19 protein-coding genes, 2 tRNA genes and 1 pseudogene are annotated in these 19,895 nt (G+C 53.3%); 11 read left to right on the top strand and 11 right to left on the bottom strand.

Annotation, left to right across the window (positions count from 1 at the left end):
- Positions 1 to 914: PrkA family serine protein kinase (locus P3C52_RS15450; protein ID WP_275555853.1), on the bottom strand; the 914-nt coding region annotated here is incomplete at its 3' end.
- A 423-nt stretch (positions 915 to 1,337) separates the two neighbouring features.
- Here P3C52_RS15450 and P3C52_RS15445 point away from each other — a divergent pair.
- Both P3C52_RS15445 and P3C52_RS15440 read left to right on the top strand, forming a co-directional pair.
- On the top strand, positions 1,338 to 2,087 hold the full coding sequence (locus P3C52_RS15445) for a MipA/OmpV family protein (RefSeq protein WP_275555852.1): 750 nt from the start codon (positions 1,338 to 1,340) through the stop codon (positions 2,085 to 2,087).
- 76 nt (positions 2,088 to 2,163) lie between these two features.
- Complete coding sequence (locus tag P3C52_RS15440) at positions 2,164 to 3,015, top strand: aldo/keto reductase (protein WP_275555851.1); 852 nt, start codon at positions 2,164 to 2,166, stop codon at positions 3,013 to 3,015.
- Positions 3,016 to 3,062: 47 nt separating this feature from the next.
- Here the strand turns inward: P3C52_RS15440 and P3C52_RS15435 are convergent, their stop codons facing one another.
- Positions 3,063 to 3,941 carry a D-hexose-6-phosphate mutarotase gene (locus P3C52_RS15435; RefSeq protein ID WP_275555850.1) on the bottom strand — a complete coding sequence of 293 codons (879 nt, stop codon included), beginning with the start codon at positions 3,939 to 3,941 and terminating at the stop codon, positions 3,063 to 3,065.
- Positions 3,942 to 4,018: 77 nt separating this feature from the next.
- Positions 4,019 to 5,017: a glyceraldehyde-3-phosphate dehydrogenase gene (gapA, locus tag P3C52_RS15430; protein WP_275555849.1), complete on the bottom strand. Its 999-nt coding sequence runs from the start codon at positions 5,015 to 5,017 to the stop codon at positions 4,019 to 4,021.
- 342 nt (positions 5,018 to 5,359) lie between these two features.
- Between gapA and msrB the strand changes: the two genes are divergently transcribed.
- Positions 5,360 to 5,767 carry a peptide-methionine (R)-S-oxide reductase MsrB gene (gene msrB, locus P3C52_RS15425; protein WP_275555848.1) on the top strand — a complete coding sequence of 136 codons (408 nt, stop codon included), beginning with the start codon at positions 5,360 to 5,362 and terminating at the stop codon, positions 5,765 to 5,767.
- A gap of 4 nt (positions 5,768 to 5,771) precedes the next feature.
- Entirely contained in the window at positions 5,772 to 6,053 is a 282-nt protein-coding gene (locus tag P3C52_RS15420; RefSeq protein WP_275555847.1) for a DUF1315 family protein, read from the top strand.
- A gap of 29 nt (positions 6,054 to 6,082) precedes the next feature.
- Here the strand turns inward: P3C52_RS15420 and pncA are convergent, their stop codons facing one another.
- The 3 genes and pseudogenes from pncA to sppA all read right to left on the bottom strand — a co-directional run bounded on the left by pncA (position 6,083) and on the right by sppA (position 9,677).
- Complete coding sequence (gene pncA / locus P3C52_RS15415) at positions 6,083 to 6,694, bottom strand: bifunctional nicotinamidase/pyrazinamidase (RefSeq protein ID WP_275555846.1); 612 nt, start codon at positions 6,692 to 6,694, stop codon at positions 6,083 to 6,085.
- Positions 6,695 to 6,708: 14 nt separating this feature from the next.
- A complete protein-coding gene (gene ansA, locus P3C52_RS15410; RefSeq protein ID WP_275555845.1) occupies positions 6,709 to 7,722 on the bottom strand; it encodes an asparaginase in 1,014 nt (337 codons plus the stop codon).
- A gap of 94 nt (positions 7,723 to 7,816) precedes the next feature.
- Positions 7,817 to 9,677: pseudogene (gene sppA / locus P3C52_RS15405) on the bottom strand (signal peptide peptidase SppA).
- 172 nt (positions 9,678 to 9,849) lie between these two features.
- On the opposite strand from sppA, the gene P3C52_RS15400 reads away from it, so the two are divergent.
- The 4 genes from P3C52_RS15400 (at position 9,850) to P3C52_RS15385 (ending at position 13,842) form a co-directional block, all read left to right on the top strand.
- Positions 9,850 to 10,401: an NAD(P)H nitroreductase gene (locus P3C52_RS15400; RefSeq protein ID WP_275555844.1), complete on the top strand. Its 552-nt coding sequence runs from the start codon at positions 9,850 to 9,852 to the stop codon at positions 10,399 to 10,401.
- A gap of 133 nt (positions 10,402 to 10,534) precedes the next feature.
- Positions 10,535 to 11,578: a selenide, water dikinase SelD gene (gene selD / locus P3C52_RS15395; RefSeq protein WP_275555843.1), complete on the top strand. Its 1,044-nt coding sequence runs from the start codon at positions 10,535 to 10,537 to the stop codon at positions 11,576 to 11,578.
- Between the two features lie 18 nt (positions 11,579 to 11,596).
- Positions 11,597 to 13,513: a DNA topoisomerase III gene (locus P3C52_RS15390; RefSeq protein ID WP_275555842.1), complete on the top strand. Its 1,917-nt coding sequence runs from the start codon at positions 11,597 to 11,599 to the stop codon at positions 13,511 to 13,513.
- A complete protein-coding gene (locus tag P3C52_RS15385) occupies positions 13,510 to 13,842 on the top strand; it encodes a YnjH family protein (protein WP_275555841.1) in 333 nt (110 codons plus the stop codon). Before P3C52_RS15390 ends, P3C52_RS15385 begins: the two co-directional genes overlap by 4 nt.
- 35 nt (positions 13,843 to 13,877) lie before the next feature.
- Here the strand turns inward: P3C52_RS15385 and xthA are convergent, their stop codons facing one another.
- The 5 genes from xthA to P3C52_RS15360 form a co-directional block, all read right to left on the bottom strand.
- Positions 13,878 to 14,684: an exodeoxyribonuclease III gene (gene xthA / locus P3C52_RS15380; RefSeq protein WP_275555840.1), complete on the bottom strand. Its 807-nt coding sequence runs from the start codon at positions 14,682 to 14,684 to the stop codon at positions 13,878 to 13,880.
- Positions 14,685 to 14,889: 205 nt separating this feature from the next.
- Positions 14,890 to 14,974: transfer RNA gene (locus P3C52_RS15375), tRNA-Tyr, on the bottom strand.
- 96 nt (positions 14,975 to 15,070) lie between these two features.
- Positions 15,071 to 15,155, bottom strand: a tRNA-Tyr gene (locus tag P3C52_RS15370).
- Between the two features lie 144 nt (positions 15,156 to 15,299).
- Complete coding sequence (gene purU, locus P3C52_RS15365) at positions 15,300 to 16,148, bottom strand: formyltetrahydrofolate deformylase (protein WP_275555839.1); 849 nt, start codon at positions 16,146 to 16,148, stop codon at positions 15,300 to 15,302.
- Between the two features lie 53 nt (positions 16,149 to 16,201).
- Positions 16,202 to 16,660 (bottom strand): YchJ family protein, encoded by a 459-nt coding sequence (locus P3C52_RS15360; protein WP_275555838.1) that lies wholly within the window; start codon positions 16,658 to 16,660, stop codon positions 16,202 to 16,204.
- 109 nt (positions 16,661 to 16,769) lie between these two features.
- Here P3C52_RS15360 and rssA point away from each other — a divergent pair, with 109 nt between their 5' ends.
- The 3 genes from rssA to galU all read left to right on the top strand — a co-directional run bounded on the left by rssA (position 16,770) and on the right by galU (position 19,888).
- Entirely contained in the window at positions 16,770 to 17,672 is a 903-nt protein-coding gene (gene rssA, locus P3C52_RS15355) for a patatin-like phospholipase RssA (RefSeq protein WP_275555837.1), read from the top strand.
- A gap of 100 nt (positions 17,673 to 17,772) precedes the next feature.
- On the top strand, positions 17,773 to 18,786 hold the full coding sequence (gene rssB / locus P3C52_RS15350) for a two-component system response regulator RssB (RefSeq protein ID WP_275555836.1): 1,014 nt from the start codon (positions 17,773 to 17,775) through the stop codon (positions 18,784 to 18,786).
- A gap of 193 nt (positions 18,787 to 18,979) precedes the next feature.
- On the top strand, positions 18,980 to 19,888 hold the full coding sequence (gene galU, locus P3C52_RS15345) for a UTP--glucose-1-phosphate uridylyltransferase GalU (protein ID WP_275555835.1): 909 nt from the start codon (positions 18,980 to 18,982) through the stop codon (positions 19,886 to 19,888).
- The last annotated feature ends 7 nt before the right edge of the window (positions 19,889 to 19,895 follow it).

Raw genomic sequence — 19,895 nt, 5'->3', positions numbered from 1 at the left:
TCGTTGGAGTGCGCCAGGATAATGCCGTTAAACGGCAGGGCGGAGATGCCTTCTGTGCCGTTGTAGTTCCCTTCCTGGGTGGCGGTAAGCAGCGGATGCAGCACCTTAATTGGCGCTTTAAACATCTCAACGAACTCCATAATGCCCTGGTTAGCGCGGCAGAGCGCACCGGAATAGCCATAGGCGTCAGGATCGTTTTGCGCGTGGTTTTCCAGCTTACGGATATCCACTTTACCCACCAGCGCGGAAATATCCTGGTTGTTTTCATCGCCAGGTTCGGTTTTGGCGATAGCCAGCTGTTCCAGTATCGACGGCCAGACTTTCACCACTTTAAAGCGGGTGATATCGCCGCCGAACTCATGTAGCCGCTTGGCTGCCCATGGCGACATGATGGTGCCCAGGTAACGACGCGGCACGCCATACTCTTTTTCAAGAATATTGGCATCCTCCTGTGGGTTAAACAGGCACAGCGGATGATCGTTCACCGGGCTGCGTTCGCCATCCGCGCTCAGGACGTAAATTGGTACGCGCTGCATCAGTGATTTTAGACGTTCGGCCAGCGAAGATTTACCGCCGCCGACCGGCCCTAACAGGTACAGGATCTGTTTCTTCTCTTCCAGGCCCTGAGCGGCATGCTTCAGATAAGAAACGATTTGTTCAATCGCCTCTTCCATACCGTAAAACTCTTCGAAGGCCGGATAGCGTGCGATAACACGGTTTGAGAACAGTCGGGAAAGGCGAGGCTCCTGGGCAGTATCGACCATTACTGGCTCACCGATAGCCATTAATAGTCTTTCTGCCGCGTTGGCGTATGCACTGCGATCCTGCTTACAGGTAGCAAGAAATTCCTGCAGTGTGAACTCTTCGTCCTTGGCAGCTTCATAACGCTGACGATAGTGATCGAATATATTCATAGCGATGCCCGTCCTTTCTTTTTTAGCACAGGTAATGGAAGCGTTATAAAAGGTGTATCAGCTCCCGGAAGATATTCTCTTATGAGTACAGCAACCCTTATGCCAACCTGACGTATTTTTATCGGGGTACACAGATCTGATGGTTACTCTGCTCGAACGAATCACATAGGTTACTTTTAACTGTAGATGGCATTTCAGAAAATTTCTTTAATGCTATTTAATTTCAATAGGAAAGTTGGCCTGGTAATAAAGATTGCCCTTGCAGGGCGCGGCCTGTGGCGATTTTGTAAATAAGCCACTTACGGCTGGCGTAAGCACTTAAAACCTACTTCCAGTTATGACCAAATCTATTAAAATTTAAACCTGTCGCATAATGGCGTTAAACTACGCCCTTGATTGTTATATTTATGGAAGAAATATATTGTGAACCGATTCAAAATTAGCGTCCTTGCTTTACTTTTACCTGTATGTGGCCTTGCTCAGGCGGAACAGGCGCATCCGCTCACGCTGGGCGCGTCAGTGATTTATGCAGAAAGCCCATATAAAGGCGGGCAGGATCGCTATCTGCCAGTGCCGATCATTAATTATGAAGGCGATAGCTTCTGGCTGCGCTCATTACAGGGCGGTTACTACCTGTGGAAAGATCCGCAAAATCAGCTCTCGTTGACCCTGGCCGGCTGGGCGCAACAGTACGACCCGGACGATAACGATCTGGGTGCGATGAAAGGGCTGGATAAACGTCGTATGACGCTGATGGGCGGCGTAGAGTATCGCCATCTGGCTGACTGGGGTATCGTGCGCACCAATCTGCTTGGCGATGTGCTGGATAACAGCGATGGCATCGTCTGGGATCTCTCATATCTCTATCGCTTCGATTTCGGCAGCTTTAGCGTGACGCCCGGAATTGGCGCCATCTGGAACAGTTCCAATCAGAACCGCTATTACTATGGTGTTTCCGGTCACGAAGCGGCGCGTACCGGTATCAGCCGTTACCAGCCTGACGACAGCTGGAGTCCCTATGTGGAGCTAAGCGCCAACTATCGTCTGACCGATCGCTGGAACGCGGGCATTTATGCGCGCTATACGCGTCTGGCGGATGAGATTAAAGACAGCCCGATGGTAAATCAGGATTCTCAGTTAACGGCCTGGACTGGCATCAGTTACACCTTCTAACCTGATGCGCTAAAACGGGGCGTTTACCGCTCCGTTTGCACCTGATTAGGGTTCGCTTAATGTGCAAGGAGAGATCATGAGCAAAAAAGTACGATTTTCCCCGGATTTAATGTTGCCCGCTATCGGCCAGGGCACCTGGTACATGGGTGAAAAAGCTGACCTGCGCCAGCAGGAAGTGGCCGCTTTGCAGGAAGGCCTTGAGTGCGGCTTGACGGTCATTGATACCGCTGAGATGTACGCGGACGGCGGCGCTGAAAAGGTAGTTGGCGAAGCGCTGCAGGGACGACGGGATCGCGCCTGGCTGGTTTCGAAGTTTTATCCCTGGCACGCCGGGTCAGATGAAGCGATTGAGGCTTGCGAGCGCAGCCTGAAGCGCCTGCAAACCGACTACCTCGATCTCTATCTGCTGCACTGGCGCGGTAATATTCCGCTTGAGGAAACCATTAGCGCCATGGAAAAGCTGCAGCAGCAGGGGAAAATCCGTCGCTGGGGCGTCTCCAATTTTGATCTCGGTGATATGCAGGAACTCTGGCAGGAGCAGGGCGGTAACGCCTGCGCCGCCAATCAGGTGCTGTATCATCTGGCTTCACGCGGCATTGAGTTCGATCTGCTGCCCGCCTGTGAAGCGCGCCATCTGCCGGTAATGGCTTATTGTCCGCTGGCTCAGGCAGGCCGTCTGCGTCATGATTTAATGTCGCACCCCGAATTGCACGCTATGGCGCAGCAGCAGGGCATTAGCGTCGCGCAGCTACTGTTGGCCTGGGTTATTCGTCGGCCAGGCGTGATGGCGATTCCGAAAGCCAGCAGCATTAAACATGTGCAGGAAAATGCCGCCGCGCTGACAATCACGCTGAATGACGAGCAGCTAACGATAATGGATCGTTTGTTTCCGCCACCGCAGAGTAAACAGCCGCTGGACGTTGTGTAGAAAAAAGCCGGGCAATTGCCCGGCTTTTTTAGCATGGTGAAGCTGGCTTAGCGTTTTTTCCGCAGGCGGAACGTGGTAGCCAGACGAGCAGGTTTTTCCGGCGCGCTTTTCATGGGCGAGCTGATGCGTGCCGTTTCCACGCAGACCATGGTTTGAAAACCCTCATTGGCCATATCGCTCATGCTACAGGATAATTCCACGCCAGGATTCCATGTCACCACATCGCTGTGGTGATGGTGATAAATCTCAAGGATGCGCTGACCTGCTTTATCATGAATCAGGCTGCAATCCTCCGGCTGCGTGTAAATACGGTCAACCTGTCCCGCATAACGCTGTTTACCGTCCACCGAAGAACCCTCTGCGCCGTCGTTAACCTTATCGATAAAGTGCGTCCCCAGACCGCTGACTTCCACCTGATTGATGTCTGCAACCTGGAAATAGCTGTGCAGGGCGCCGCTGGACTGATAGTCGCCGTGCGCTTCCAGTTCAATTTCACAATGCTCGCCCAGGCGAAAACGGGCAAACAGCGTAAACTCATGAGGCCACAGCGCTTTGGTTTGCTCATTGCTTTCAAGCACCAGCGTCAGCATAACATTGTCACTGTTTTCATCGTGAGCAGAGAGCGTCCAGGGCAGGTTGCGGGCAAAACCGTGCGACGGCTGGCCCGCCGGGCCAAACCAGGGCCAGCAGATCGGCACGCCGCCGCGAATCGCTTTACCGCTGGTAAACGCCGTTTTCTCGCTCAGCCAGATAACCGGTTGTTCGCCGTGCGGCTGCCAGGCGATCAGCTGTGCGCCCTGCAGCGTAATAGCGGCGCGTACTTTCGGATGATTGACGACAATGACCGGCAGATCGCCGATCTGACGCTGACTCAGGTAAGGGGAGAGCTGGTTAACCACGGGAAGCGAAAAGATTTTTTCGGTCATGATATTACCTTGCTGGAATTCAGACGATAAAAAAGGGCGACCGTAGTCGCCCTCTAAGCTTAGTCTGTCAACGCTGCTTATTTAGAAGCAACCAGCGCGATCAGATCCAGAACTTTGTGAGAGTAGCCAGTTTCGTTGTCATACCAGGAAACCAGTTTCACGAAGTTGTCGTTCAGAGCGATACCTGCGCTGGCATCGAACACGGAAGTCAGGGTTTCGCCGTTGAAATCGGTAGAAACTACTGCATCTTCGGTGTAACCCAGAACGCCTTTCATGTCGCCCTGAGAAGCGGCTTTGATTGCTTCACAAATTTCTTTGTAAGAAGCCGCTTTTTCCAGACGTACGGTCAGGTCAACAACGGATACGTTCGGCGTCGGAACGCGGAACGCCATACCAGTCAGTTTGCCGTTCAGTTCCGGCAGAACTTTACCTACTGCTTTAGCAGCACCGGTAGAGGAAGGGATAATGTTCTGAGCCGCGCCACGGCCGCCGCGCCAGTCTTTGTGAGACGGGCCGTCAACGGTTTTCTGCGTTGCAGTGGTGGCGTGAACGGTGGTCATCAGGCCTTCAACGATACCGAATTTGTCGTTGATAACTTTAGCCAGCGGTGCCAGGCAGTTAGTGGTGCAGGATGCGTTGGAAACGATGTCCTGGCCAGCATATTTGTCAAAGTTAGCGCCACGAACAAACATCGGGGTGTCATCTTTAGACGGACCGGTCATAACCACTTTTTTCGCGCCAGCGGTGATGTGTTTACGTGCGGTTTCGTCAGTCAGGAAGATACCGGTTGCTTCTGCTACTACGTCAACACCGACTTCGTCCCACTTCAGGTTAGCCGGGTCTTTTTCAGAGGTAACACGGATTTTTTTGCCGTTAACGATCAGCGCGCCGTCTTTTACTTCAACGGTGCCATCAAAACGGCCATGCGTTGAGTCATATTTCAGCATGTACGCCATGTATTCAGCGTCCAGCAGATCGTTGATTGCAACGATTTCAACGTCAGAGCGCTGCTGCGCAGCACGGAAAACGATGCGACCGATACGACCAAAACCGTTAATACCTACTTTGATAGTCATATATTCCACCAGCTATTTGTTAGTGAATAAAAGGTTGGCTGTAAAATTACAAAATCCTTACCAGGCGTCAAGCGGAATCGTGTCAATTATTGCGACAAATCAAACCCGTCCTCAGGAATTTCCGGGTAAAAATTCGCTTCCGCGACTATTCTCCAGTAAGAGTTTGGCGTCTCGATGACCGAATATAAAGGGCTGCTTCTGTAGAAAAGTGATCCTGGTCACAATTCGGCGGTTCGGTCATGCCGGAAGCTCGCCACGCACAAAATAGTAAGCTGTTATTGTTAACTGTTTGTTAGAATACTAGCCGATTTTTTCAGAATAACACTGCCAGAGATGACGAAAATGGCTAAAGAATATGATCGTACGCCGGATAACCAGCTCAGTGAAATGCAGCTTTATGTCACGCAGCAGCGCGGCACCGAACCGCCGTTTAGCGGCGCTCTGCTGCATAACAAAGCGGATGGCCTGTATCACTGTCTGATTTGCAACGCGCCGCTGTTCTTATCCGAAACTAAATATGATTCGGGTTGCGGCTGGCCCAGCTTTTATCAGCCTTATAGCGAAGACTCGATTCACTATCTGGAAGATAACTCGCACGGTATGCAACGCATTGAAATTCGCTGCGGCAATTGCGATGCGCATCTGGGTCATGTTTTCCCGGATGGCCCGCAACCGACCGGTGAGCGCTACTGCGTGAACTCCGCCGCGTTAAGCTTCAGCGATAATGACGGCAATCAGATAAAAGGTTAAGACGATGAAATCTGAACTCAATGCGATGGTCGAGGCGATGACGCCGGATATTTACCAACGTCTGGTCACGGCGGTGGAAATTGGCAAATGGCCGGACGGCGTGGCGCTGACGGAAGAGCAAAAAGAGAACTGTATGCAGCTGGTGATGCTGTGGCAGGCGCGCCATAACCATCAACCACAGCATATGAGTATTGGGCAGGGCGGTGAGCTGGTTACCCGCACCAAACGCGAGCTTAAGGAAGAGTTCGGCATCGGTGACAACGTCACGCGCATCACTTTGCAATAATTATCCCGCCTGCTGGCGGGATAATCAGATTACTGGCGGATCAGCGCGCCGCTGGTCGCCATATCCGCTAATGCCTGCGCACTGTCCTGCGGCTGCAGATTGACGCCGCGACAGCCTTCGGCAATGACTTCTACTTCATAACCCAGCTGTAGCGCATCCAGTACGCTAAATTTCACGCAGTAATCGGTAGCTAATCCCATCATCACCAGGCGCGTGATTCCCCGCTCGCGTAGCCAGACATCAAGTCCGGTTTGACGACGATGACCGTTATCGAAAAAGGCGCTATAGCTGTCAATATCCGGCTGCTCGCCTTTATGAAATACCGCATCAATCAGCGTGCGATCCAGCGCCGGATGAAAATCTGCGCCTGGCGTATGCTGGATGGCATGATCGGGCCACCAAATCTGCGGCAGGCCGTTCAACTCGCCCAGCGTATTCACCGCTTCGCCAGAAACGGAGGCAAAACTGCCGTGCCTGGCCGGATGCCAGTCCTGCGTCGCAATAACCGGCTCGCCGCGCTGATGAAACTCCGCTGCCAGCCGATTCGCCACGGCTATCGTTGCATCGCCGTCGTCTACCGCCAGCGCGCCGCCGGGACAAAAGTCATTTTGCAAATCGATAAGGATCAGAGCCTGAGTCATAACGATCTCCGCGATTAATGAGAAGTCAGCTCGCCGCGCAGATCTACCTGCATCAGCCGCCGAACTTCATCACAGGTTAACGGCTGGCTGAGCAAATAGTGCAGCTTGGTAAGGGTCGCTTCCACCGTCATATCAAAGCCGCCGATAACGCCAGCATGCGCCAGCGCATTTCCGGTTGCGTAACCGCCCATATTGACTTTACCTGACATACATTGCGTCAGATTGACGACCACGATGCCGCGATCCGCTGCCGCCCGCAGTTCAGCCAAAAATTCAGTGTTCTGCGGCGCATTGCCAACGCCGTATGAACGTAAAATCAGCGCTTTTACCGGCTGACGCAGGAAGTTACGCACCACGTCCGCTGAAATGCCCGGATAGATGGTGACGACGCCAATTGGCTGCGGCGTAATCGGATGTACGATAAGTTCGCCTTCGCCCTGCGGCGCAGGCGGCGTATTCAGGCGGCGAATATGGATACCGGCTTCCAGCAGCGGCGGCAGATTAGGAGAGGCAAATGCATTAAAGCCATCCGCATGGGCTTTGGTGGTACGGTTGCCGCGATAAAGCGTATTGTTAAAAAACAGCGTAACTTCTTTGACTGGATAATTGGCCGCCACGAACAGCGCGTTAAGCAGGTTTTGCTGACCGTCGGAACGCAGCTCCGCCAGCGGGATTTGTGACCCGGTCACAATTACCGGCTTCGCCAGGTTTTCCAGCATAAAAGAGAGGGCGGAAGCGGTGAACGCCATGGTGTCGGTGCCATGCAGGATGACAAAACCATCATAGCGATCGTAATTGCGTTGAATATCCTCAGCGATAGCCTGCCAGTCCTGCGGCGTCATATCAGAGGAATCGATCAGCGGCTGATATTCATGAATCGTAAAACCAGGCATTTCAGGGCGATGGAATTCCGGCATCGCTGCCAGCTGCTGTTGCAGATGACCAGAAACCGGAATATAGCCTTGCTCAGAGCGCTGCATACCAATGGTGCCGCCGGTATAAGCAACGTAAATGGACTTTTTCTGCATGAAAAGCGACTCAGCTCAGGAGTAAAACCGCAAGTATACGGTAAAGCATCGGGAAGAGCAGCCCGACCAGCAAGAGACTGGTCGGGCTGAAAGGTTAGCGTATCTCGCCGCAGGTCAGGCAGATAGCGTAACGGTTTTGCGGATCGTTCAACTCACCAAACAGGCCAGGCTGCTGTTTTACCGCGCTCACCACATCCGCCATCGGCGCAGGCAGTAACGCTTTCAGCGTGGCCGGCAGCATTGCGCTTACCGACGCATCCATCTGGCCCAGCACCATATCGATAAAGGCGGGTTCATCGGCAAACCAGTTCAGCTGAACATCTTTTACTTTCACTTTTGCCAGCTCGGCCGCTTTGGTCACCGCATCGTCGAAATCGCCCAGCGCATCAACCAGCCCGTTTGACTTCGCATCTTCACCTGTCCAGACGTGGCCCTGAGCGATCTGATCGATCTGCTCAGGCGTTTTCTGACGGGCTTTGGCGACCAGGCCGATAAAGTTGTGATAGCCGTTTTCGATGCTGAGCTGCATCATCTGCTGCACTTCGGGCGGTAGCGCCTTTGTGCTGGCGACATCTGCCAGCGGCGAAGTGGCCACGCCATCGGTATGGACGCCAATAGCATCCAGCGAATTCTCAACGGTATTAATCACGCCAAAAATGCCAATCGAGCCGGTCAGCGTTGATGGGCTGGCAATAATGTAATTAGCCGGCGTTGAAATCCAGTAGCCGCCAGAGGCCGCCATGCCGCCCATAGAAACCACAACCGGCTTGCCTGCCGCACGTGCCGCCGCCAGCTCCTGGCGCACGACTTCCGATGCGGTTACGCTGCCGCCAGGGCTGTTAACGCGAAAAACAATTGCTTTAATATTAGGATCGAGTCGCGCCTCGCGGATCTGCGCAGCGGTAGTATCGCCGCCAACAGAGCCCGGCGTTTCTTCGCCATCCATAATCGCGCCCGTTGCCAGGATCACCGCGATGTTACCGTTCTGGTGAGACTGATCCTGTACCGGATAGTCATAAATGCTGATGGCGTTGTAATCCTGATCCTGCTTGTCCCAGCCAAACTGTTTGGCAAACAGCTGCTCGGTTTCAGCGCGCGTCGCCAGCTGATCCACCAGCTTATTCTCTTTCGCATACAGCGCAGTATCGCCGCCGGTTTTTTGCAGTCCGCTCAACAAACCCTGAGCGCCAGGGAAAAGCTGCTGCGGCGTAATCTGGCGGTTTGCGGCGACGGTGTTCAGGTAATTTTGCCACAGCTCGCCAACCCAACGGCTGTCCGCTTCGCGCGCGGCGGGTGACATATCATCGCGCAGGAAAGGCTCAACGGCCGATTTGTAGGTGCCAACGCGAAACACATGGGAGGTGACCTTCAGCTTGTCGAGCAGGGTTTTATAGTAAAGCGTATTAGTGGCGAAGCCGTGCAGATCGACCGTACCCTGTGGCGCCAGGTAGATCTTATTGGCGAAGCTGGCCAGATAATATTGCGCCTGGCTGTAGCTGTCGCCGCTGGCATAAATCGGCTTGCCGCTGTCGCGGAATTCCCGCAGCGCTTTGCCGATATATTGCAGAAGGCTGATCGGCGCCAGCAAAATTACGCAGATCCAGCACGATACCGGTAATTTTCTGATCCGCTTTGGCCTGCCTGATGGCGGCGACCACGTCAAACAGTGAGTTTTCTTTCAGACGATCGCTGCTGGCACCTAACAGCTGGCGACCGATTTTGCTCAGCTTATTGCTGACTGAAGGCTTATCTACCACCACGCCGGAAAGATCAACTTTCAGCGCGCCGCGCGGCACTTCAACCGGCGCGCTGGCGTTTTTAACCTGTAGCCAGATCCCGACGCCAACCAGCAGCAAGAAAATCAGGAATAAGTTAAGGATGCACTCACGGATGAAGTTCAGCACCCGCCATGTCCATTTAAAAAAGCCTGTTATGATTCGCCACAACGTGCGCATGTTTTCTCCATAATCATCAGACAGATCGCAGAAAATTAGCTTTTCTGCCAGAATTTCATCCACATCCTAAAGAGCAGTAGGGCAAAAGTCAGCAGGAAATCGCGCGCGGCTGTAACAAAACGTCAGCCTGTGTTAGTTTGCAACGAATGCTAATCATTATCAGGAGGCATAAATGGATGCACTGGATTTACTGGTTAACCGCCGTTCCGCGTCGCGCTTAGCTGAGCCAGCCCCGCAGGGCGAGGCGCTGGACAATATTTTGCGTGCCGGTATGCGCGCGCCGGATCACGGTACGCTACAGCCATGGCGCTTTCATATTATTGAAAAGCAGGGGCTTGAACGTTTCAGTGCGCTGTTAGAGCAGGCCGCGCGCGACGGCAATATGGATGAGAAAGCGATTGAAAAGGCAAAACAGTCGCCGTTTCGCGCGCCGATGATTATCACGGTTGTAGCGCATTGCGAAGAACATCATAAAGTGCCGCGCTGGGAACAGCTGCTTTCAGCGGGCTGCGCCGTGATGGCGATGCAAATGGCCGCCGCCGCGCAGGGCTTTAACGGTATCTGGCGCAGCGGCGCATGGACTGATAATGATGCCGTCAGAGCGGCCTTTAACTGCCGCGAGCAGGATGCGATTGTTGGTTTCCTCTATCTCGGCACACCGCAGCTAAAATCTTCCACTACGGTATTACCTCCCGATACCGCTCCGTTTGTCAGTTATTTCTGACAGACCGGAGGCGTTTATTTTGGCAGGGTAGGCTTTCGCCCTGCTTTTTATTCTCTCCATTTCAGGGATGGCTTATCACGCCAGGGTGAACGCGTTACCATATGCAGCAGTGATGCGGATGAAGGAGTCACCCATGAAGCAGACAATTCGTTTAACCCAGTACAGCCACGGCGCTGGCTGCGGCTGTAAAATTTCTCCCCAGGTGCTGGAAACCATTCTGCATAGCGAGCTGACCGCTTTTCGCGATCCGCAACTGCTGGTAGGAAATGAAACGCGTGATGATGCCGCCGTCTATGATGTCGGTAACGGCTCGGCCATCATCAGCACCACCGACTTCTTTATGCCAATTGTCGATGATCCTTTCGATTTTGGCCGGATCGCCGCTACCAATGCCATCAGCGATATTTATGCGATGGGCGGGAAACCGATTATGGCGATTGCAATTCTCGGCTGGCCGCTGGACAAGCTGGCGCCGGATATTGCGCGGCAGGTTATCGAAGGCGGGCGCAGCGTTTGTCATGCTGCCGGCATGGCGCTGGCTGGCGGTCATTCCATCGATGCGCCGGAGCCGATTTTTGGCCTGGCGGTGACCGGCATCGTGCCAACCGAGCGGGTGAAGAAAAACAGCGCGGCGGAAGCTGGCTGTACGCTGTTTTTAACCAAGCCGTTGGGTGTCGGCGTGTTAACGACCGCAGAGAAAAAATCGCAGCTAAAGCCGGAACACCAGGGCGTGGCGCGTGACGTTATGTGCCAGCTAAACAGCGCCGGTGCGCATTTCGCCAGTTTGCCTGGCGTGACGGCGATGACCGATGTGACCGGTTTTGGCCTGCTGGGCCATCTGAGCGAAATATGCCAGGGTTCTGGCGTACGAGCGCAGATTCACTATTCCGCCGTACCGCGTCTGCCCGGCGTGGATGATTATATCGCTGCAGGCTGCGTGCCCGGCGGTACCGGACGGAATTTCGCCAGCTATGGACACCTGATCGGCGCGATGAGCGACGCCCAGCGTCAGCTTTTATGCGATCCGCAAACGTCCGGCGGTTTGCTGGTGGCCGTACGCGCTGATGCCGTGTTTGATTTCCAGGCGCTGGCCGCAAATCTGGCGCTTTCCGTTAGCGCGATCGGCGAATTGCTTCCCGCTCAGCCCAACCTTCCTTTGATTGAAATTTTGCCCTGAGAGAGCTTTGTCCCGTTAATGCGCCTGTTTATTGCTGAAAAGCCAAGTCTGGCTCGCGCCATTGCTGATGTCCTGCCGAAGCCGCACCGTCGCGGTGACGGCTATATCGCCTGTGGCAACGATCAAATTGTTACCTGGTGCGTTGGTCACCTGCTGGAGCAGGCGCAGCCTGACAGCTACGACAGCCGCTATGCACGCTGGTCGCTGGCCGATCTGCCGATTGTGCCGGAAAAGTGGCGCCTGCAACCGCGCCCTTCGGTGGCGAAGCAGCTAAATGTAATTAAAAAGCTGCTGGAGCAGGCTGATGAAGTGATTCATGCGGGCGACCCGGATCGCGAAGGACAGCTGTTGGTCGACGAGGTGCTGGACTATCTGGCGCTGCCCGCAGCTAAGCGGGAAAACGTCCAGCGCTGTTTGATTAACGATCTCAATCCGCAGGCCGTTGAGCGTGCGATTGGCCGCCTGCGGCAAAATAAAGAGTTTATCCCGCTGTGCGTATCGGCCCTGGCGCGTGCGCGCGCCGATTGGCTGTACGGCATTAATATGACACGCGCCTGGACGCTGTTAGGGCGCAATGCTGGTTACGACGGCGTGCTTTCCGTCGGGCGCGTACAGACGCCGGTTTTGGGGCTGGTGGTGCGGCGCGATGAAGAGATTGAAAACTTTATCCCGAAAGATTATTTCGAAGTCAAAGCGCATATCGTGACGCCGAAAGAAGAGCGGTTTATCGCGCTCTGGCAGCCCAGCGATGCTTGCGAACCCTGGCAGGATGAAGAGGGCAGGCTGCTGCATCGGCCGCTGGCGGAACATGTGCTGGCGCGTATCGGCGGCAAGCCTGCGCTGGTAACCGGCTATCAGGACAGGCGGGAAAACGATACGGCGCCGCTGCCGTTTTCGCTCTCCAGCCTGCAAATTGAAGCGGCCAGACGTTTTGGTTTAAGCGCCCAGACGGTGCTGGATACCTGCCAGCGTCTGTATGAAACCCATAAGCTGATTACCTATCCCCGATCCGACAGCCGTTATCTGCCGGACGAACATTTTGCGGGTCGCCATGCAGTATTAAACGCAATTAGCGTGCATCAGCCCGCGATGAAAACGCCAGCCGATTTCGATACCGATCGTAAAAACCGCTGCTGGGATGATAAAAAAGTGGATGCTCACCACGCTATTATTCCTACCGCTCGCAGCAGCACCGTACATTTGACCGAGAACGAAGCCAATATTTATGGTCTGATCGCGCGTCAGTATCTGATGCAGTTCTGCCCGGATGCGGTTTATCGCAAATGTGTTATTGAGCTTGATATTGCTGGCGGCAAATTTATTGCGAAAGCGCGTTTTCTGGCGGAGGCTGGCTGGCGTGCGTTATTGGGCAGCAAAGAGCGGGATGAAGAGAATGACGGTACGCCGCTGCCGGTGGTGGCCAAAGGCGATGAGCTGCTGTGCGAAAAAGGCGAAATAGCGGAAAAGCAAACGCAGCCGCCGCGTCCTTTTACCGATGCGACGCTGTTATCCGCCATGACCGGTATTGCCCGTTTTGTACAGGATAAAGATCTAAAGAAAATCCTGCGTGCGACCGATGGTTTAGGAACGGAGGCGACGCGGGCCGGCATTATAGAACTGCTGTTCCGACGCTCATTTCTGAGCAAAAAGGGGCGTTATATTCATGCAACCGAAGCGGGCAGGGCGCTCATTCACTCCCTGCCTGAAATGGCGGCGCGTCCTGATATGACGGCACACTGGGAGTCAACGCTGACGAAAATCAGCGAAAAGGGCTGTCGCTATCAAGACTTTATGCAACCTCTGGTGGCGACACTGCATGACTTAATTGCCCTGGCGCGCCAGCAAAGCTCGGCGCGCGCTTTTCGTGGCGTGGCGGCACCTGCCGGGAATCAAAAACGCCGCACTAAAAAAACAAAAAAGGAGACCGAAAAATGAAACGGGTCTGGGGAGTAACGCTGGCGCTGTTGTTAAGCGCGACAGCACAGGCGCAGCGGCACGGTTATAACAGCGGGCACGATTATAACAGCGGACATGGTGATGAAAGCAGCAGCATCAACAGCGATGTAGTGGTGGATCTGCCGCCCGAAGTCTGGACGCAGGGGCAAAACCGTTCGCAGAATCCGCCCTGTTTGCGTTGCTGTACCTATGAAAACCGTAGCTATTCGGAAGGCGCGGTGGTTAAAGCGGAAGGTGTGCTGTTGCAGTGCGTGCGCGACGAAAAATCGCTGGGCACCAATAACCTGATCTGGCGAATCGTGAAATAAGCGCAGGCGTTGCGGCATACCGCAACGCCTGCGGTTTACAGGTCAAACGTCGCCCAAATCGGCGCGTGATCGGACGGTTTTTCCATCGCGCGGATCTGATAATCAATGCCGGTATCAACACAGCGCTCAGCGAGTGCGTGCGACGCCAGCAGCAGATCGATGCGCAGTCCACGGTTATCATCAAACCCTTTCGAACGATAATCGAACCAGGAGAAGCGGTCGGCGCAGTCAGGGTTCGCGGCGCGCCAGGTATCCACCAGTCCCCAGTTAAGCAAACGATCCATCCATTCGCGCTCTTCCGGCAGGAAAGAACATTTGCCGCTACGCAGCCAACGCTTGCGGCTATCTTCACCGATACCAATATCCAGATCGCTGCTGCTGATATTCATATCGCCCATGATTAATACACGGTCATCCGCCTGCAAATGGGTTTCCAGATAGTTTTGCAGATCGCGATAAAACTTCTCTTTGGCCGGAAACTTGATGGGATGGTCGCGGCTTTCACCCTGCGGGAAATAGCCGTTGATAACGGTAACGTTGCCGGACGGCGTCGGGATCTGCGCCATAATCAGGCGGCGCTGTGCTTCTTCGCCATCGTCAGGAAAACCGCGCTGTACGCTAAGCGGCATGTCGCGCGACAGCAGCGCTACGCCGTAATGGCCTTTTTGCCCATGATAGAAAACGTGATAACCCAGCTTGCTGACTTCTTCCAGCGGAAACATATCGTCATGAACCTTGGTTTCCTGCAGGCCTATAACGTCGGGATTATGCTGCTGAATGATCGCTTCCAGTTGATGAGGGCGAGCGCGTAGCCCGTTGATGTTGAAGGAGATGAATTTCATATTGCCATAGCTGCACGGTAAAAAGATGGCGGGATGGTAACAGAGTTGTATTGATGATGTCACGGCAAGCAACAGAACGAAAAAGAGAATGCTGCGCACGTTGTCTCGCGCAGCTCGACGCGAACCTTGTCGAAGCTTCTCACCTTCTCCCAACGGGAAGATGTGTGTTCAGTGTTGGGTTTGAAACGGGTGTACTACTGGAAGATGGTGGTGGGAGAAGGATTCGAACCTTCGAAGTCTGTGACGGCAGATTTACAGTCTGCTCCCTTTGGCCGCTCGGGAATCCCACCAGATAAAACAGTTCAGAAATGTAGTAGTGCTTTCAGCTGAACCGGATGCACAAAACCAATGTGCCTGCCGGATAACTTCTGTGCTTAACAGAAGAGTGGTGGTGGGAGAAGGATTCGAACCTTCGAAGTCTGTGACGGCAGATTTACAGTCTGCTCCCTTTGGCCGCTCGGGAATCCCACCACGGGTCAGGACAATATTGCCTGAAAGCGGGGCGCATCATACCAAATGAATCGATGCTGTAAAGCGCCCCGGCAGAAAAAGCGATTCGTTCGCCGAATTTTTACGCATGGCGCCGGTTTGCTGAACAACCGACGCCGTAACCTCTTAAAGAATAATGGTGCGGTTGCCGTAAACGAAGACGCGCTGGCCCAGCACTTTATACAGCGCGCGGCTTAACACGTTCTTTTCCACATCGCGTCCTGCACGCATCATCTCTTCTGCGGTGTAACTGTGATCGACGTTAATCACGTCCTGCATGATGATCGGGCCTTCATCCAGGTTGTCGTTAACGTAGTGCGCCGTGGCGCCGATGATCTTCACGCCGCGCTCGTAGGCCTGATGATAAGGACGCGCGCCAATAAACGCTGGCAGGAACGAGTGATGAATATTAATGATTTGGTTAGGGTAGCGCTGAACGAAAGCGGGCGTTAACACGCGCATATATTTTGCCAGCACCACATAATCCGGCTGATAACGATCAATCTGCTCCGCCATTTTATTGTCATGCTCTTCACGCGTCAGGCCTTCGTGACTGACCAGCACAAAAGGAATATCAAAGCGTTCCACCAGCGAGCGCAGCGTATCGTGGTTGCCGATAACCGCAGCGATCTCCATATCCAGCCCGCCAAAGGCGCTTTTCATCAGCAGATCGCCCAGGCAGTGCGCTTCTTTAGTAACCAGAATAACGACGCGGCGACGGCCGGCGCATTGTAATTCGCGCACGGAGCCCTGTGGAAGCGCGCTGTCCAGATCGGCAAGCAGCGTGTTGTCGTTAAAAATGCCTTCCAGTTCGGTACGCATAAAAAAGCGTCCGGTGCGATGATCGACAAACTCATTGTTCTGCACGATGTTCAGCTCGTGCTTGTAGCAAATGTTAGTGATCTTGGCGATAAGGCCCTTGGCATCAGGGCAAATAGTTCGTAGTACTTTGCGTTGTAAATTTTGCGCTTGCATGAATTATCGATCCTGTCGAAGCGGGATTGCAGTGAATCTGAACGGCACCAGCATTACTGGCCGCAACATTTTTTGTATTTTTTTTCGGAGCCACAGGGACAGCGGTCGTTACGACCCACCTGTGGTGCGGTTCCGTCAATATAGTACCAGCGTTGATCCTCACGGACAAAGCGCGAGCGTTCATGAATCGCATCTGAGCGATCCTTTTCGACGTATCGTGCCCAAAATGTCACATAAGCTTCATTATCGTTGGCTCCTGCTTCGCAGGCGATTATCCTCAAGCCTTGCCATTGCGTATCGCTAAAACTTTCAGATAAAGCCTGACGCAGCTGCGACGATCGATGCGAACGGTGCCAGGTGGCTAATAAGTAGTCGGCGTTTTGTTGGTAGTAGGCCGTATAGCGCGAGCGCATCAGGGCTTCCGGGCTGGCAGGGAATTGTTCGCCACTTAGATAGCGACCGCAACATAGGCTATACTGCAATCCGCTACAGCATGGACAGTTTTCAGACACGTTAACTCCAGGTTTTGCATCTACAGGGCTAAAGACGTTATTTTACGCTATGTTATCTGACCCAGGCGTTTAACGCTATTCAGCTAAGCGGGGTAAAAACAGGAATGCAATGAGACAAGTAAAAATTGGACTGGCGTTAGGTTCAGGTGCTGCCAAAGGATGGGCTCACATTGGTGTTATTGATGCTTTGGTGCGCGCAGGAATTCGTATCGATGTGATTGCCGGTTGTTCTGTTGGTGCGTTGGTCGGCGCCGCTTGCGCTACCGGGCGGTTAAAGCTGCTGGAAAAGTGGGTAAGATCATTTAACTACTGGGATGTGATTCGGTTGATGGATTTTTCATGGCAACGAGGCGGTTTACTGCGCGGGAATCGCGTATTCAACCATATCCGCCGCTTAATGCCCGATGAGTCTATCGAACAGTGTCATATTCGCTTTGGCGCGGTTGCGACCAATCTGAGTACCGGTCGGGAGCTGTGGCTAACCGAGGGCGATTTGCATCAGGCGGTTCGCGCTTCATGCAGTATGCCAGGCCTGTTGCCGCCCGTCGGGCATAACGGTTACTGGCTGGTGGATGGTGCGGTAGTTAATCCTGTTCCTGTATCACTGACCAGAGCGCTGGGCGCAGATATAGTTATTGCCGTTGATTTACAGCACGATGCGCACCTTATGCAGCAGGACTTGTTATCGGCGACGCCGGTACAGACCGCTGCAGAGGAGGAGCAGATCGGCTGGCGCGCCATGTTGCGTCAGCGTTTGGCTCAGCGTATCACCCAGCGGCGCACCGCTCTTTCGCCAGGCGCGATGGAGATTATGACCACGTCTATTCAGGTACTGGAGAATCGCCTGAAGCGTAACCGCATGGCGGGGGACCCGCCGGATGTATTATTACAACCCTATTGTCCCCAAATCAGTACGCTTGATTTTCATCGTGCAGAGGAAGCGATTGCAGCCGGAAAAGCTGCAGTTGAGAAGAAAATGGATGAATTAATACCGTTAGTAAGAAGCCGGTAATGAAAATGGGTCAACCACACATGTTACTTCAGGCAATTCTGACAGGCACAAGTGCGTTTTTTGAATCACTATTGAATTATCTGGCTTACGGGGGAAACCAATGGAAAAACCATTAACAGGAAAACAGATCCTGATCGTCGAGGATGAGGTTGTTTTCCGCTCCCTGCTGGAAAATTTCTTATATTCGCTGGGCGCTACATTGCTGGTAGCCAGCGATGGTCTTGATGCTATCGAAACGTTGCGCTTTCATCAGCCCGATCTGTTGATTTGCGATTTAGAAATGCCACGCATGAATGGCATCAAGTTAGTGGAGCATTTACGTACACGCGGCAATCAGGTTCCAATTCTGGTGATTTCTGCCACTGAGCAGATGTCCGACATTGCACATGTCCTGCGCCTTGGCGTTCAGGATGTGCTGCTCAAACCGATAAAAGATATGGAGCGCCTGCGTGAGGCGGTCTATGAGTGTCTTTATCCCTCCATGTTTACCTCCCAGGTGGAAGAGGAAGAACAGCTTTTTCAGGACTGGGACGCCCTGGTCAGCGACCCGAATGCGGCAGCGAAACTGTTAAAACAGCTTCAGCCACCGGTTCAGCAAGTGATAGCCAACTGTCGCGTTAATTATCGCCAGCTCACCATGGCGGAACAGCCTGGACTGGTCCTGGATATCGCCGCTTTATCAGACAAAGATCTGGCGTTTTATTGCCTTGACGTTACCCGCGCCGGCGATAATGGCGTACTGGCGGCGCTGCTGTTACGTGCGTTATTCAATGGGCTTTTACAGGAACAGCTTTCAGGGCAAAAACAGCGTTTGCCTGAATTAAGCAGCGTGCTTAAGCAGGTTAATTTGTTATTGCGTCAGGCGAATCTGAAAGGGCAGTTTCCTTTATTAGTGGGTTATTATCATCAAACCTATAAAAACCTGATTTTGGTTTCAGCAGGTTTAAACGCAACGCTGAACATTAATGACCAGGAAATACAGCTTAGTAATGGTGTGCCTTTAGGCACGCTGGGAAGTACCCACCTCAATCAAATTAACCAGCAGGGCGATGCCTGGCAATGTCAGGTATGGGGAAATGGAGGGCGGCTGCGGCTGATGCTGTCGCCTGAATAATAAGCGAATGCTTTTTATTTATGCATGGACGCACGGGCATTAGCCTACCTTTTATACTTGGGTAATAATCTTAATTTCGCCGGAAAGAACTTATCCAGGATAAATCCGGCGCCCCTGAACTGATATACTCGTTTCGTTTTTTAAATCGACATATCAAGTATTAACTTGAACGGCCTATAAGAGAGGTATCTTAATGTCTGCCTATAAGTCAAAAGTAAAAAAAGCGGTAATCCCTGTTGCCGGATTAGGGACGCGTATGCTGCCCGCTACCAAGGCCATTCCGAAAGAAATGCTGCCGCTGGTTGATAAGCCGTTAATTCAGTATGTCGTTAACGAATGTATCGCCGCCGGGATCAATGAGATTGTGCTGGTTACGCACTCGTCAAAAAACTCGATTGAGAACCATTTTGATACCAGTTTTGAACTGGAAGCGATGCTGGAAAAACGCGTTAAGCGCCAGCTGCTCGACGAAATCCAGTCTATTTGCCCGCCGCACGTGACCATCATGCAGGTGCGTCAGGGTATTGCGAAAGGCCTGGGCCACGCGGTAATGTGCGCACATCCGCTGGTAGGCGATGAGCCGGTTGCCGTCATTCTGCCTGACGTTATCATCGACGAATATGAATCCGATCCAACCAAAGATAACCTGGCTGAAATGCTGAACCGTTTCGACGAAAGCGGCCGTAGCCAGATTATGGTTGAGCCGGTGGCAGATGTGACTGCGTACGGTGTGGTCGATTGCCAGGGCGCTGAACTGCAGCCGGGCGACAGCGCGCCAATGGTGGGCGTGGTAGAAAAACCGAAGGCGAACGAAGCACCATCGAACCTGGCCGTCGTTGGTCGTTACGTACTTTCTGCGGACATTTGGCCACTGCTGGCTAAAACGCCTCCGGGCGCAGGCGGCGAAGTTCAGCTGACTGACTCCATCGCCATGCTGATGGAAAAAGAAACCGTTGAAGCTTACCACCTGAAAGGCGTGAGCCATGACTGCGGCAACAAGCTGGGCTACATGCAGGCTTTTGTTGAGTATGGTCTGCGTCATCCGTCACTGGGCAATGATTTTAAACAGTGGCTGAACGATACAGTTGAAAATAAAAAGTAATTCACAC

Source organism: Mixta sp. Marseille-Q2659 (assembly GCF_940807255.1).
Lineage (GTDB): Bacteria > Pseudomonadota > Gammaproteobacteria > Enterobacterales > Enterobacteriaceae > Mixta.
This window is presented reverse-complemented; position numbering and strand designations above follow the sequence as displayed.